Raw genomic sequence first — 14,657 nt, 5'->3', positions numbered from 1 at the left:
GGTCCTCGCGGGTTCGTTCTTCCTGTGGTCGCCCTCCCCGGCGAGGAGAGGGCCGGGTCCGTCATGCCTTCCGGATCGTCCGGCTGCGTTGCCCGTCGATGCCTACCGGCACGTCGCCGCCGAGGGTCACCCGGCGCACCACGCGCGGCTGGTCGCCGTAGTCGTCGATCGCGTAGTGCTGGGTCGCGCGGTTGTCCCAGATCGCCACGTCGCCGGCCTGCCAGCGCCAGCGCACGGTGTTCTCCAGGCGCGTGACGTGCCCCTGCAGCACCGCGAAGAGATGCGCCGAGTCATGCTGCGAAAGACCCTTCAGGCGTTTCACGAAGTGGCCGAGGAGCAGCGTCCGCTCGCCGCTTTGCGGATGCACGCGGACCACCGGGTGCTCGGTCTCGTAGACGGTCGAGGTGAACACCTTGCGGTAGTTCTCCAACTGCTCCACCGAGGCGCTGGGCTTGACCCCGGCGTAGTCGTACTCGTTGCTGTGCACCGCCCAGAGCCGGTCGGCCAGCTCGCGCAGCTCCGCCGGCAGGTCGGCGTAGGCGCTCGCCGTGTTGGCCCAGACGGTGTCGCCGCCGGACTCCGGGGCCACCACGCTGCGCAGGATCGAGGCCTTCGGGTAGGCCTCGACGAAGGTCACGTCGGTATGCCAGGAGTTGGCCCGGCGGCCTTCGGCGCCATCCAGCTCGAGGAGGAAGCGGGTGCCTTCGCGGGACGGCACGGTGGGGTGGGCGACCGGTTCGCCGAGCAAGTGGGCGAAGGCCTCCTGGGTCTGGTCGTCGAGATGGCTCTGGTCCCGGAAGAAGATCACCTTGTGGCGTACCAGGGCGGCCTGGATCGCCTCGACGGTGGCGGCGTCCAGTTCGCCGGACAGGGTCACGCCGCGAATCTCCGCGCCGATCCGTCCGGCGACCGGCCGGATGTCGAGCCGTACCGGCGTGGCGAGGGCTTGTGCTGCATTGCTCATGTCATGTTCCTCATGCGTGGGGTACTGCGTGGGTGAAGGCTCAGAAGTCGTAGCGCAGCGATACGCCGAGCGTGCGCGGCTGCCCCACCGATGCGGTGTAGGAGCCGTTGATGCTGGCGAAGGCGCTCAGGTAGTAGTCCTTGTCGAAGGCGTTCTTCAGCCATACCGAGGTGTCCAGTTGGCCGTCGCCGAGATCGCTGCGCAGACCGGCGGCGAGGTTCACCAGGGCGTAGCCGTCGATCTTCGAAAGGTCGGAGTTGTCCAGCGTGCCCTCGGCGGCGGAGCGGTAGGCGTAGCTGGCGCTGACGTAGGGTTGGAAGCGGTCGTCGAGGCGCCACTGGTATTCGCCATTGAGATTGGCGATCCATTTCGAGGCGCCGACCACGCGCTGCCCGGTGAGGTCGCAACTGCTCGGCGCGCCGGGCCGGGTGCTGACTTCCGCAGGGCACGGGGCATCCTTGAACGACAGGTAGGTGACGTCGTTATAGGAGCCGTTGAAGTTCAGGGTCAGGCCGCGCAACGGCAGCGCGGTGGCCTCGAACTCCAGACCACGCGAGCGCACGCTGCCGGCGTTGGCCAGCACCTGCACCAACTGGGTCGAGCCCGGCGCCTGGTACAGGGTGGTGGCCTGGTAGCCGTGGATGCCGGTCCAGAACAGGTTGGCGTTGAGCAGCAGGCGCCGGTCGAAGAGCGTGCTCTTCAGGCCCAGCTCGGCGTCGTTGGCGCGCTCCGGTCCGACCAGCAGCGAATCGGCGCCGGCGCTCGGTGCGCTGCCCACCGCCAGGTTGACCCCGCCGGACTTCTCGCCGTGGGACAGGCTGGCGTAGCCGAGCAGGTCGTCGCTGAACTGGTAGCTGAGGCTGAGCAACGCCGAAGGGGCGAAGTTGTACTGGCTGAGATCGCCGGAATCGTAGGCGCCGAGCTGGCCGTTGCGCACCGCCGCGCCGACCCCGCCGACCGCCGCGCCGCCCAGCGGAGCGAAGCGCTCGACCTTGGCGTTCTTCTCCTCGTAGGTACCGCGCAGGCCGGCGGTGAAGTCCAGGCGTTCGGTGAGGTGCCAGGTGCCCTGGGCGAACAGCGCTAAGCTGTCGGTCTCGATCTTGCCGTTGGCCTTCGAGTAGGTGTCGTTCAGCGCGCCGAGATTGGCGCCGAGCAGGTACAGGTCGGCCAACGGTCCGTAGGAGGTGAAGGTCTTGTTGCCGAGGTTCTGCCTGAACGCGTAGGCGCCCACCACGTAGTCGAAGGCACCGCCGGTGGGCGAGGCCAGGCGGATCTCCTGGGAGAACTGCCGGTCGTGCACTTCCACCCCGGTGTCGTTGATCGCCGAGACGTTCAGTTGCTCGTCGTTGGCCGGGGTGAAGTGCCAGTAGCGGTAGGCGCTGATGGAGGTCAGGCGGTAGCCGCCGGCGAGGTTCCAGTTGGCCTCCAGCGAGCTGCCGCCCTGGTGCACGCTGACGTGCTGGCGGCCGTTGATGTTGACCTTCCTGCGCTGCGGATCGCGCAACGGCGAAGCGCCGACCAGCGCGGCGCGCTGCCAGAAACGCTCGGCGGCGCCGTAGACCACCATGCTGCCGTTGCTCGAATCCTCCTCGTTGTAGTCGGCGATCCAGCGCAGGCTGAAGTCCTCGTTCGGCTCGAACAGCAATTGCCCGCGCGCGCCCTGGCGCTCGCCGCCGTTGAGATAGTTGTCGTCGTGGATGTTCTTGATGTAGCCGTCGTCGCGGGTGCGATAGGCCGAGAGGCGTCCGGCGAGGGTTTCGCCGAGCGGCCCGGAAACCGTGCCGCGGCCCTGGAAGTAGCCATCCTGCCCGCCGGAGACCTCGACGGTACGCTCGGCAGTGAAGGTCGGCGCGCGGGTGCTGATGTTCAGCACCCCGGCGGTGGTGTTCTTGCCGAACAGGGTGCCCTGCGGACCGCGCAGCAGCTCCAGTTGCTCGATGTCCAGCAGGTCGAACACGGCCATTCCCGGACGTCCCAGGTAGACGTTGTCGAGGTAGATCCCGGCGCTGCCTTCCAGGCCGTCGCTGGCGGGGTTGTTGCCGATGCCGCGCACGGCGACGCTCGACTGCCGCGCATGGATGTAGGCGACATTGACGCTGGGCAGCACCTGCTGCAGGTCCTGCACCCGGGAGATGCGCTGGGCCTCGAGAGTCTCGCCGCCGAGCACGGTGATCGGCGTCGGTACCTTCTGCGAATCCTCCTCGCGGCGACGCGCGGTGACAGTGACCTTGCCCAGGGCCGTATCGGCCTTGTCCGGGACGCTGCTGGCCAGCGGCGGCGCTTCCTCGGCGGGCGCGGGAGCATCGGCGGCACTGGCCGGCAACGCACCGCCGAGGGCGAGCAGCAGGGCCAGGGCGTAGTCGGAGCCGCCGGGCGGCGTTCGGCGGAGCGGCAAGCGGTAGTGGTGCTTCATCGTGAATGTCCTCGGTTCCGGCGCAGCCGGACGCAGGCAGCAGGCGGCCATGCCGCGCAAGGCAGCGATCTGGCGAAGGGTTCGAAGGGGGCCGGCGGACGGCTCAGCCCCGGGCGACTGTCAGGGGCGACAGCCGCCGGCGACGCGGAAGGGCATTCGGAACGGCGGAGGTGGGGCGGCAAAGGCACGGTGGACCATGTTCAGCTCCTGGGGTCTATCTATACTTATTACTAAATCGCATATTTTTCTAATTTGTTCTTTGTTGACGGAATAAGAGCTTGCATTTAAAACCAGCACATCCCGAACGGCAAATGCCTTTGTCCAATATTTCCAATGCCGGTAAAGCATCATGGATCTGCGCCAACTGCGTTACTTCATCGCCCTCGCCGAACACCGCAGTTTCGTCCGCGCGGCGGACGCCATGGGCATCACCCAGCCGGCCTTCAGCCGCAGCATCCAGGGCCTGGAGCAGGAGCTTGGCTGTCAGTTGGTGGACCGTGGCAGCAAGGACCTGCGCCCGACGCCGGAAGGCCAGGTGGTGCTGCAACACGCGCTGAGCCTGGTGCAGGGGTCGGCCAACCTGATCCACGAGATCGCCCAGTTGAACAAGCTGGATGCCGGCGAGCTGCGCTTCGGCAGCGGGCCGGCGCCGGCCCAGCAACTGGTGCCGGACGCGGTGGCCGACTTCATCAACCGCCACCCGCGGGTGCAGATCAGCCTGGACGTGGACAACTGGGAAAAGCTCAGCCGCGCCCTGCTCCGCGAAGAGATCGAATTCTTCGTCGCCGACATCCGCGACTTCGAGGCCGACCCGAACTTCCAGACGCGCCCGCTGACCCCGCGCCGCGGCCAGTTCTTCTGCCGTCCGCAACATCCGCTGCTGGGCAAGGACAGCCTGTCCACCAACGACCTGTTCAACTACCCGCTGGCCTCGACCCTGATTCCCCCGGGCATCCGCAAGCTGCTGGCGAACCTCAGCGGCAAGATCGACTTCGCCGCCAACATCCGCTGCGAGAACATGCACGCGCTGATCCGTATCGTCCGCCAGACCGACGCCATCGGCATCGCCAGCGACGAGACCCTGCGCCCCTACCTGCAGCGCGGCGAACTGCAACCGCTACAGTGGCGCAACCTGCCGCAGAACCTGGATAGCCTCAGCGCCCGCTGCGGCATCATCAGCCGCAGCGGCTACCGGCTTTCGGCAGCGGCGAAGGCGATGATCGAGACGCTGGTGGAACTGGACCAGGCGCAACACGCGGCGGCCTGAGCCGCCGCGCGGTTTCCCTTCCTCTACTGGAGTTTCGGCAACCCCAGCGCGCCGCGCAGCTCCTCGCGCACCGCGGCGAAGTCGGCGGCCACCGCCGGATCGGCCAGCAGGCTCGCCACCAGCGCCGCGGCGGCGGTCTGCCCGCCTTCCAGGTCGCTGGGGAAGTGCACGCCGGCCAGCACACGGCTCTGCGCATGCTCCTCGGCGCGGGCGAAGAACGCATCGTGATGCTCCGGCACCAGCATGCTCAGCAGCGAGGCCTTGAAGTAGCTGTCCATGGTGTGGCCGCTGGGATAGGACTCCCCCTCCGGCGGCGGCAGCACCGGCTTCACCTTCGGTGTCACTTCGTAGGGACGCGGGCGGGCGAAGTGCTTCTTCGCCGGCATCAGCACCTCGACCAGGTTTTCCTGGGCGCGGTTGAAGAAACTCCGGGTCAGCGGCAGGCGTTCCTTGTCGAACGAGGCGCCCAGCAGGTCGCCGGCGAAGGGGAAGACGTTGTCCTCCCACTGGTCGTGGGCGCGTACCCGGCGTACCTGTTCGGGCGTGCGCAGGCGTTGCGCCTCCAGCACCGCGCCGAGATCGGCGACGGCCGCAGCCGAGTCCGCCGCCGGCGGCGGCGGGAGGTAGTCGGCCAGGCGCGGTGGGTGGGCCAGCGGATAGGGCGCGGCGGCGGTCTCCCCGAGACAAGACAGCGGTGCAAGCAGCGAAAGGCAGAGCAAGAGCGAAGGGCATAGGGTCTTGTTGTTCATGAAGCGTATTCCCTGAGGCGAGGTTGCATCGGGAGCCTAGGCTCCCACCCACGGCCGTTGCGGATGACGGCCGACGCCACACTCTCCGTCGGTGACTTCCGAAATGCTTGACCCGGCCTGCCGTTGCACATGCCAGCCCCTGCCAATGGCAGGCCCCGGCAAAAGCCGAGGCAGGGAAACACAAGCGGCCTGCGGAGCGACTTCCGAGACTGCGCCCACCTGGCACTCAGGTGGGAGAAAACAATAAATGCAAAATCTCAGACGCGCTGTATTCGCCGGCCTGGTCGCCGGCACGCTTTCCGAAGGGGCGGCCGCGACGGCCGGGGATGGGGGCTTCGTCGAGGACAGCGAACTGCAGTTCCTCGCTCGCACCTACTACTTCAACCGCGACTACCGCGACAGCCCGAACAACGCCGGGCGCAACCGCTTCAAGCCCAGGAGCGAGCGCAACGGCTACCGCGAGGAAGCCACCCAGGGCCTGCGCCTCCAGTTCGCCTCCGGCTACACGCCGGGCAGCCTCGGCTTCGGCCTCGACGCCCATGCCATGCTCGGCCTGCAACTGGACAGCGGCGGCGGCCGCACCGGCACCGGCAACCTGCCGGTCGGCGCCGACGGCCATCCCGACCATCGCTACGGCAAGGTCGGTGGCGCCCTCAGGCTACGCCACGGCGAAACCCGCCTGAAGTACGGCCAGACCACCACCAGCGCGCCGGTGTTCGCCGCCAGCAGCAACCGCACGCTGGCCGGCATGGCCTACGGCCTGCTGCTGGAGGACCGCTCGTTCGACGGGCTGCTGCTCGAGGGCGGGCGCTTCACCGCCGCCTCCGGCCCCGGCGAATCCAAGGTCCGCGGCGACATCAGCACCGTCTACGGACGCCTCGGCGCCTATCCGGTGCGCCTCGACGCGGTCGGCTTCCTCGGCGGTCAATGGCAGGCCACGGAGCGGCTGCAACTGTCGCTCTACGCCTCGCGCTTCGACGACATCTGGCAGCAGGCCTATTTCGGCGCCAGCCATCGCCAGCCGCTGGGCGGGGAGCGCGCGCTGCGGGTCGACCTCGACGCCTACCGCACCCGCGACAGCGGCCAGAGCCGCTTCGGCCGCATCGACACCCTGGCCAGCTCCCTGGCCCTGGGCTACGAACAGGGGCCGCAGCGCATCACCCTGGCCTACCAGCGTGTCCATGGCGAGCAGCCGTTCGACTACATGGCCTTCGGCGACGGGCGCTCCAGCGCGTCCATGGTACTGGCCAACTCGGTGGGCTACTCCGACTTCAACGGACCGGGCGAGCGTTCCTGGCAATTACGCTATGACCTGGACCTCGGCGCGCTCGGCCTGCCTGGGCTCAGCCTGCATGCGCTGCATGCCCGCGGCCGTGCCGGGGCCAGCGCCAGCAGTGCCGCCGAGAGCATCTACGCCGGACTCTACAGGCGTGACGGGCGGCACCGGGAAAGCGACCTCGGCTTCGCCTATCGGGTCAAGGCGGGCCCCCTCGCCGGCCTCGCGCTGCGCGCCTCGCAGGCCTGGCACCGGGGCAACGCGAGCTATCTCGACGGCGACATCGACGAAACCCGGCTGGTCGTCGATTACTCCCGCTCGATCTGGTGACGCCCCGGGCCGCCCCGCGGGGCGGCCCGGATCGTCTTCACGCGCGCGGCAGCAACTGGATGAACAAAGGCGTGGAGAGCAGCACCAGCAGCGTGGTGATCAGCACCATGCCTGCCACTTCGTTCACCGGGCCGTCGTAACGCTTGGCCAACAGGTAGGTGAGCACCGCGGTCGGCATCCCGCACTGGATGGCGAAGGTGCCCGCCGCCACCGCCTCCATGCCCAGGCCGGCAGCGATCCCATAGCCGACCGCGAAACCGCCCCAGACCCGCACCAGAGACAGCAGCAATGGCCGCCAGGTCTCGTGCAGGCGCAGACCGGCCAGCGACAGGCCGAGCATCACCAGCATCAGCGGCACGGTAATCCCGCCCAGCAGGCGGGTCACATCGCGCAACGGCGGCGGCAGGCTCCAGCCCAGGGCGATCAGGCCCAGCGCCACGGCCAGGGCATAGATCATCGGGTTGCGCAGGATGCTCGCCGGGGTGATATCGCCCGAAGCGAACCAGACGCCGAGCGTCGCGTGACCCACCTGGATCAGGGTGGAGAACGCCACCGCATACACCAGCGCCTCCTCGCCGAAGGCCAGGTAGGCGATGGGGATGCCCATGTTCCCGGAGTTCGGCAGCATGATCGACGGCAGGTAGCGCCGCACCGGCATCCGCAGCAGGCGCAGGGCGACCAGGCCCAGCAGGGCGAACGCCAGCACCGCCAGCGCGGTGGCGAGGAACACCCCGGCCACCATGCCAATGGACAGGCCGGGGCGGTCCAGCGACGACAGCAGCAGGCAGGGAAAGCCGACGTTGGCCACCAGGAACACCAGCGCGCGGGTATCCACCGGCCCGGCGGAACGGCTCCAGGCGAAACCGATCCCGGTGCAGATCAGGATCGGCAGCACCACCGCGACGAACTGTGCGATCACAACCCCACCTTGAAGCCCAGTTCCAGCTCCGCCCGCAGGCGGCCGTGGCCGTCGAAGTTGAGCCGGCGCATTTCGCGCAGTTCGTTGGCGCAGAAGGCGGTGCGCCCGTGCAACACCGCGGTGTTGTCGAGCACCAGGATTTCCCCCGGTTCGAGCTTGATCCGCAGTTGGCAGGCCGGATCCTCGAGCGCCGCCACCAGTTCGGCGAAGGCCTCCACCGCCACAGGGTGCTCGACCACCTCGGCCGCCCCGTCGTTCTGCCGGAACTTGATGCCCAGCGCCTCGCCGTTCAGGCGGAACACCGGCTGGGTGCTGCTCTGGTGCTTGCGCACGATGGTCAGGGCGTCGCCGCGCAGCAGGCCGAGATGCTTGGTCGGCATGCGCCGGCGCAGGCGCTCGAAGGCCAGTCCGGCGCTGGCCAGCAGGGTCTCCCCGCCCTCCCGGGCGTTGCGCACGCATTGCAGGCTGCACAATTGCTCCGGGATGTCGAGGAAAGCGCCGTCGGTGTGCAGCTTGTGCTCCAGCGGCGTGGAGCCGAGGTAGCCGCTGACATACCGCGCATTGCTGATCGGCACGATGCCGTCGGCGTCGGCGCGCGGGTGGGGGGCGGCGCGGCCGAACAACTCCTTGAGCGCGAGAAGTTCCTGCCTGTCTTCGCCCTGTTCGCTGCGCAACAGCAGGAAACCAAACTCGTTGAGGGTCCGGATGATCGCCGATTGTTCCTGGCGGGATAACTTCACCAGCGTTCTCACCGAAACTTTCACGCGTTCGAGATCGAGTGTCGCGTCGAACAATTTGCTATCGAGATTCATATGACCGCTCTCCTCCGGAAGAAAATCAGGAATGCCGCCGACGCGCAGGGCGAGGCCCGGCGCTGGCGCCGCGCTGTCGTAGTGATGGGCAGGCTAGATGCGGGACGCGGCGGTTCGCCGCGAGATACTTGGAGTTGTTTCCGGGGAGGGTCGGGAGAATTGTCGGAAGGGAAAACTGGAAGAATTGGCAGTGCCGATTTTGTATCTGAATATATGGGGCGATTAACGAACGAAATGATCGCGGAATAACCTGCGGATTACCCGCGTGAAACTTTCATGACGCGATATACGCAGAATCCCCGACCAACGGCTGGATACTTCGCTCGATCCAGTCATTGGTTGGGTCGGTGCAAGAATCTCGAAACATATTACAAATTGCTACGAAACGGCGCCGCCTCGGCCGTCCCCGGCTCGGCGTCACTCCGCCGCCTGCGCCACGGCCTTGGCCTTGGCCAGCTTGCCGGCCGCCTCCAGCAGTTCCGGCGCGGCCCACTGCTCGGCGCTGAATTCGCGACGGATCAGGCCGAAACGCTTGGCCGCCTGGATCGAAGCATCCAGCCGGCCAAGGAAATCGGCGTCCAGGCGCGGCGACAGGGCGTCGCCCAGCTTGCGGCCACGGTACTCGCTCTGCAGGATCACCACCGGGTAGCTGGCCTGCTTCGACACCAGTTCGATGTAGGCGTCGCGGTTCTCCTCGCGGGCCAGCCAGTCCTGGGCCTGCAACTGCACCTTGAGCAGCCGCTCGGTGATGTCCGGATGGGCATCGACGAAGGCTCCGGAGCCGACCAGCAGCGCCTGCAGGGTGCCGGCGCCGTTCAGGTCGCGGGTGCTCAGCGGAATTTCCGCGAGCCCGCGGTCGCGCAGGGCGAACAGTCCGGCCAGGCCCCAGGTGGCATCGATCTGCCTGGCTGCGAGGGCGGACAGGGCGGCACTGAAATCGAGGTTGATCACCTTCAGGTCCTTCTCGCTGAGACCGACGCTGGCCAGGGCATTGTCGAACGACAACTGGCTGGCGGTGCCACGGAAGATGCCTACGCGCTTGCCCTTGAGATCCTCCAGGGTCTTGATCCCGGAGCCCGGCTGCACGCCGAGATAGTGGTTGACCCCTCGCGCGGTAGCGGCCAGCAGGCGGCTGTCCAGGCCTCCGGACTTGCCGATGATCGCCGCCAGGTCGCCGAGGTAGGCGAAGTCCACCTGGCCGTTGGCGAACGCTTCGTTGACCACCGGGCCGGCGCCCTTGAAGAAGCTCCATTTCACCGCGATGCCGTCGTTGGCGAACTCCTTCTCCAGCAACTGGCGGGTGTAGAGCACGTCGACCACGCCACCGCCCGAGTGCGAACTGCCGGCGCTGACGTCCGGCACCGCGATGCGGATTTCCTTCGGCGGAGCGGCGCTCGCCAGCGGCACGTAGGCACCGAGCAGGCCGGCGAGCACAGGCGCGGCGAACAGACCGAGCAGGGAAGACGTAAGCGCTTTCATGGGGCGGCTCCTTGGAACGGGAAGAGAGGGATTCCCGCCGGGAGCGGGTGTGCGGCTAGCTATGCACAGCGGCGCCTCGAAAATAAATAATAAAAATTCATTTTTTTATAACCACAAGCAGTATGACAGGCCGCACGGGCCTCTCCGCGTCATATGCAGCCAGAGCATGGAAAATATTCTCCAAATGCATTTGCCGCTGCCTGGTGCCTTTCTTTAAATGGCCCTTCTTAGCGAAAAAATGCATTGATTCGGCGATTTATATTCCCATGAAGAATATCGATAAAACCCTTTCGCCCGCCTGGAGCCGGCCCCTGCCGCGCCTGGCGCCGCCGCCCTCCGCGGCTTTCGCCCGGCGCCTGGGGGACGGCCTGCTGCCCTGGTTGCTGCCGCTCGGGCTGGCGCTGCTGTGGTGGGTCGCCAGCCATCGCCACTGGATGTCGGCCCAGGTGCTACCAACTCCCGAGCTGGTCTGGCAGAGCGCCCGCGAGTTGCTCGCCGGCGAACTCTGGAGCGAATTGGCGATCAGCCTGCGGCGCCTGGCCTGGGGCCTGCTCGCCGGGGTCGCCAGCGGCGCCGCGCTAGGCGCCTGGCTGGGCTTCAGTCCGCGTGCCGAGCGCCTGGTCTTCCCCACCTTCAGCGCCCTCGCACAAATCCCCACGCTGGCCTGGATCCCGCTGTTCATGCTGTTCTTCGGCATCGGCGAACTGCTCAAGCTGGTGGTGCTGGTGAAAGCGGTCGTGGTGCCGGTGACCATCCATACCCTGGTCGGCGTGCGCGACGCCCAGCCCAAGCTGCGCGAAGCCGCCGCAGTACTGCGCCTGCCGCCACGCCTGCTGGTCTGGCGGCTGATCCTGCCGGCGGCGCTGCCGGCCTTCCTCACCGGGCTGCGCCTGGCCCTGGCGCAGGGCTGGACCTCGCTGCTGGCGGTCGAGTTGCTGGCTTCCAGCGAGGGTATCGGCTACCTGATGGTGCAGGGCCGGCAACTGTTCATGCTCGACATCGTGTTCGTCTGCATCCTCATCATCGGCCTGGTCGGGGTGGGCATGGACCGCGCCATCCAGTGGCTCGACCGCCGCCTGCTGCACTGGCCGCAAGCCGCCACCGGCGAATTCCGCCGGCGCCCGCCGGGACGCGGCTGGCAGCGCCTGCAGGTGTGGCTGCCGCCGCTGGCGCTGCTGCTCCTGTGGCAGTCGGCGAGCAGCGCCGAATGGGTCGACCCGGCGATCCTCGCCAGCCCTCTGGAAGTGGCGCGGGCGACCTGGAGCGGAGCGCTCGACGGCAGCCTCCCAGGCGCCCTGTTCGACAGCCTGAAGCGCACGCTCGGCGGGCTCCTGCTGGGCGGCGGCCTGGGTTTCCTCGGCGGCCTGCTGCTCGGCCTGTGGCGCCCGGCGGAACGCTTCTTCGGCCCCACTTTCGCGGCACTGCGGCAGGTGGCGATCTTCGCCTGGGTACCGCTGCTCACCGCCTGGTTCGGCCTGGGCGAACCGGCCAAGCTGACGTTCGTCGCAATCGCCGCCTTCTTCCCGCTGCTGCTGGCCACCCAGCGCGGCATCGCCAGCCTGCCGCCGAGCCTCGGCGAGGCGGCCCGGGTGCTGCGCCTGGGTCCCTGGCGACGGCTGCTCCGGCTGGTCCTGCCGGGTGCCGCCCCGTCGGTGTTCGCCGGCCTGCGCCTGGCGCTGATCTACGCCTGGCTGGGAACCATCGGCGCCGAGTACTTCATGCCCTCCGACGGCGGCATCGGCAGCCTGATGATCGGCGCCCAGCAATTGTTCCGCATGGACCTGATCGGCGCCGGCATGCTCCTGGTCGGCCTCACCGGCGCCCTGCTCAATGCCCTCGGCCAACGCATCGAAGCGCGCGCCACGCGCTGGAGACACGCATGAACGCATTCACCGCGCCCGCCACGGGCACCCCGCTGGTCAGCTTCCGCCAGGTGCGCAAGCACTTCGCCGTGGACGGCCGGCGACTGGAAGCGATCCAGCAGTTCGACCTGGAGATCGGCGAGGGCGAGTTCATCGCCATCGTCGGCGCCAGTGGCTGCGGCAAGTCGACCCTGCTGCGCCTGCTGATCGGCCTGGACCGCGACTACGACGGCGAGATCCGCGTCGACGGCCGGCCAATCGCCGGCATCGGCGGCGAACGCGGCATCGTGTTCCAGGAGCACCGCCTGTTCCCCTGGCTGACGGTGCAGCAGAACGTCGCCCTCGGCCTGGTCAACGAAGCCCTTGGCGAAACCGACAAGGCGGCGCGGATCGACGAATACATCCGCCTGGTCGGCCTGCACGGCTTCGAGCGTGCCTACCCGCACCAGTTGTCCGGCGGCATGGCCCAGCGCGTGGCGATCGCCCGTGGCCTGGTGGCCAGCCCGCGCCTGCTGCTGCTCGACGAGCCGTTCAGCGCCCTCGACGCACTGACCCGCCAGCAGTTGCAGGAAGAGTTGCTGGCGATCCGCCGGCGCACCCGTATCACCACCCTGCTGGTCACCCACGACGTCGAGGAGGCGCTCTACCTGGCCGACCGGGTGGTGGTGATGGAGCCACGTCCGGGGCGGATCAGGCGGGTGGTCGAGGTGGGCCTGGCGCATCCGCGCGAGCGCGGTGGCTTCGACTTCCTGCGCCAGCGCGAAGCGCTGCTGCACGAACTGACCGCCGACGGCGAGTACGTCGCGCCGCCGCCGCGACGGGTGGAAAACCTGCCCTTCGAATTCATCGCTTGCTGAAAAGCCCCTTGCCCTGGCCCTTTCCCCCTGCGGGAAGGGCGGGGGCGAGGGCCCCACCTTCTCCTCCCATCCAGACGAGACCCGCGCATGAGCAAACGCCCCAACTTCCTGGTGATCGTCGCCGACGACCTGGGCTTCTCCGATATCGGCGCCTTCGGCGGCGAGATCGCCACGCCGAACCTCGACGCCCTGGCCATCGCCGGCCTGCGCCTGACCGACTTCCACACCGCCTCGACCTGCTCGCCGACCCGCTCGATGCTGCTCACCGGCACCGACCACCACATCGCCGGGATCGGCACCATGGCCGAGGCGCTGACCCCGGAACTGGAAGGCAAGCCGGGTTACGAAGGGCATCTCAACGAGCGCGTGGTGGCGCTGCCGGAGCTGCTCCGCGAGGCCGGCTACCAGACCCTCATGGCCGGCAAGTGGCACCTCGGCCTGAAGCCGGAACAGACGCCCCATGCACGCGGTTTCGAGCGTTCCTTCTCGCTGCTGCCGGGCGCCGCCAACCACTATGGTTTCGAGCCGCCCTACGACGAAAGCACTCCGCGCATCCTCAAGGGTACGCCAGCGCTCTACGTGGAAGACGAGCGCTACCTCGACACGCTGCCGGAGGGCTTCTATTCCTCCGACGCCTTCGGCGACAAGCTGCTGCAATACCTCAAGGAGCGCGACCAGAGCCGGCCGTTCTTCGCCTACCTGCCGTTCTCCGCGCCGCACTGGCCGCTGCAAGCGCCGCGGGAGATCGTCGAGAAGTACCGCGGTCGCTACGACGCCGGTCCAGAAGCGCTGCGCCAGGAACGCCTGGCCCGGCTCAAGGAGCTGGGCCTGGTGGAAGCGGACGTCGAAGCCCATCCGGTGCTCGCCCTGACCCGCGAGTGGGAGGCCCTGGAGGACGAGGAACGGGCTAAGTCGGCGCGGGCGATGGAGGTCTATGCGGCGATGGTCGAGCGCATGGACTGGAACATCGGCAGGGTCGTGGACTACCTGCGCCGGCAGGGCGAGCTGGACAACACCTTCGTCCTGTTCATGTCCGACAACGGCGCCGAAGGCGCCCTGCTGGAGGCGTTCCCGAAATTCGGCCCGGACCTGCTGGGCTTTCTCGACCGGCACTACGACAACAGCCTGGAAAACATCGGCCGCGCCAATTCCTACGTCTGGTATGGCCCGCGCTGGGCCCAGGCGGCCACCGCACCATCGCGCCTGTACAAGGCATTCACCACCCAGGGCGGGATTCGCGTGCCAGCGCTGGTGCGCTACCCGCGGCTAAGCCGGCAGGGTGCGATCAGCCATGCCTTCGCCACGGTGATGGACGTCACCCCGACCCTCCTCGACCTCGCCGGTGTCCGCCACCCAGGCAAGCGCTGGCGCGGCCGCGAGATCGCCGAGCCGCGCGGCAGGTCTTGGCTGGGTTGGCTTTCCGGCGAGACCGAGGCGGCCCACGACGAGAACACCGTGACCGGCTGGGAGCTGTTCGGCATGCGTGCGATCCGCCAGGGCGACTGGAAGGCGGTGTACCTGCCGGCCCCGGTGGGCCCGGCCACCTGGCAGCTCTACGACCTGGCCCGCGACCCGGGCGAGATCCACGACCTCGCTGACAGCCAGCCGGGCAAGCTGGCGGAGCTGATCGAGCATTGGAAGCGATACGTCAGCGAGACCGGTGTCGTAGAGGGGGCTTCGCCTTTCCTGGTGCGATAAGCGGAACCTCTCCCCTCGCCCTCTCCCTTCA

The 14,657-nt window shown here is 68.1% G+C and carries 11 protein-coding genes; 5 read left to right on the top strand and 6 right to left on the bottom strand.

Going from position 1 to position 14,657, the window contains the following annotated elements; genetic code table 11:
- Positions 1-61: 61 nt before the first annotated feature.
- The gene (locus LJF27_RS16580) at positions 62-964 is read right to left on the bottom strand and encodes a TauD/TfdA dioxygenase family protein (protein ID WP_003112660.1); all 903 of its coding nucleotides are present in this window, start codon (positions 962-964) and stop codon (positions 62-64) included.
- A gap of 40 nt (positions 965-1,004) precedes the next feature.
- The gene (locus tag LJF27_RS16575; RefSeq protein ID WP_229601857.1) at positions 1,005-3,377 is read right to left on the bottom strand and encodes a TonB-dependent receptor; all 2,373 of its coding nucleotides are present in this window, start codon (positions 3,375-3,377) and stop codon (positions 1,005-1,007) included.
- Between the two features lie 349 nt (positions 3,378-3,726).
- Between LJF27_RS16575 and LJF27_RS16570 the strand changes: the two genes are divergently transcribed.
- Positions 3,727-4,644 (top strand): LysR family transcriptional regulator, encoded by a 918-nt coding sequence (locus LJF27_RS16570; RefSeq protein ID WP_003083964.1) that lies wholly within the window; start codon positions 3,727-3,729, stop codon positions 4,642-4,644.
- 23 nt (positions 4,645-4,667) lie between these two features.
- Here the strand turns inward: LJF27_RS16570 and LJF27_RS16565 are convergent, their stop codons facing one another.
- Entirely contained in the window at positions 4,668-5,393 is a 726-nt protein-coding gene (locus tag LJF27_RS16565) for an acid phosphatase (RefSeq protein ID WP_003083962.1), read from the bottom strand.
- A gap of 247 nt (positions 5,394-5,640) precedes the next feature.
- Here LJF27_RS16565 and LJF27_RS16560 point away from each other — a divergent pair, with 247 nt between their 5' ends.
- Complete coding sequence (locus tag LJF27_RS16560; protein ID WP_023117250.1) at positions 5,641-6,999, top strand: OprD family porin; 1,359 nt, start codon at positions 5,641-5,643, stop codon at positions 6,997-6,999.
- A gap of 37 nt (positions 7,000-7,036) precedes the next feature.
- Here LJF27_RS16560 and LJF27_RS16555 read toward each other — a convergent pair whose 3' ends face one another.
- The 3 genes from LJF27_RS16555 to LJF27_RS16545 form a co-directional block, all read right to left on the bottom strand.
- On the bottom strand, positions 7,037-7,918 hold the full coding sequence (locus LJF27_RS16555; protein WP_003107192.1) for an AEC family transporter: 882 nt from the start codon (positions 7,916-7,918) through the stop codon (positions 7,037-7,039).
- Positions 7,915-8,730, bottom strand: a complete 816-nt coding sequence (locus LJF27_RS16550; protein ID WP_010793570.1) for a TauD/TfdA family dioxygenase — start codon at positions 8,728-8,730, stop codon at positions 7,915-7,917. The genes LJF27_RS16555 and LJF27_RS16550 overlap by 4 nt, the downstream gene beginning before the upstream one ends.
- A gap of 417 nt (positions 8,731-9,147) precedes the next feature.
- On the bottom strand, positions 9,148-10,209 hold the full coding sequence (locus tag LJF27_RS16545) for an ABC transporter substrate-binding protein (protein WP_003112655.1): 1,062 nt from the start codon (positions 10,207-10,209) through the stop codon (positions 9,148-9,150).
- 266 nt (positions 10,210-10,475) lie between these two features.
- Between LJF27_RS16545 and LJF27_RS16540 the strand changes: the two genes are divergently transcribed.
- The 3 genes from LJF27_RS16540 to atsA all read left to right on the top strand — a co-directional run bounded on the left by LJF27_RS16540 (position 10,476) and on the right by atsA (position 14,626).
- The gene (locus LJF27_RS16540) at positions 10,476-12,092 is read left to right on the top strand and encodes an ABC transporter permease (RefSeq protein WP_003106694.1); all 1,617 of its coding nucleotides are present in this window, start codon (positions 10,476-10,478) and stop codon (positions 12,090-12,092) included.
- Complete coding sequence (locus LJF27_RS16535; protein ID WP_003112653.1) at positions 12,089-12,928, top strand: ABC transporter ATP-binding protein; 840 nt, start codon at positions 12,089-12,091, stop codon at positions 12,926-12,928. Before LJF27_RS16540 ends, LJF27_RS16535 begins: the two co-directional genes overlap by 4 nt.
- A gap of 87 nt (positions 12,929-13,015) precedes the next feature.
- On the top strand, positions 13,016-14,626 hold the full coding sequence (gene atsA / locus LJF27_RS16530) for an arylsulfatase AtsA (protein ID WP_003106692.1): 1,611 nt from the start codon (positions 13,016-13,018) through the stop codon (positions 14,624-14,626).
- Positions 14,627-14,657 lie beyond the last annotated feature (31 nt).

The organism is Pseudomonas sp. 203-8, assembly GCF_020708595.1.
Taxonomy (GTDB): Bacteria; Pseudomonadota; Gammaproteobacteria; order Pseudomonadales; family Pseudomonadaceae; genus Pseudomonas; species Pseudomonas aeruginosa.
The sequence above is the reverse complement of the archived record's forward strand: the minus strand, read 5'-3'. Positions and strand labels throughout refer to the sequence as shown.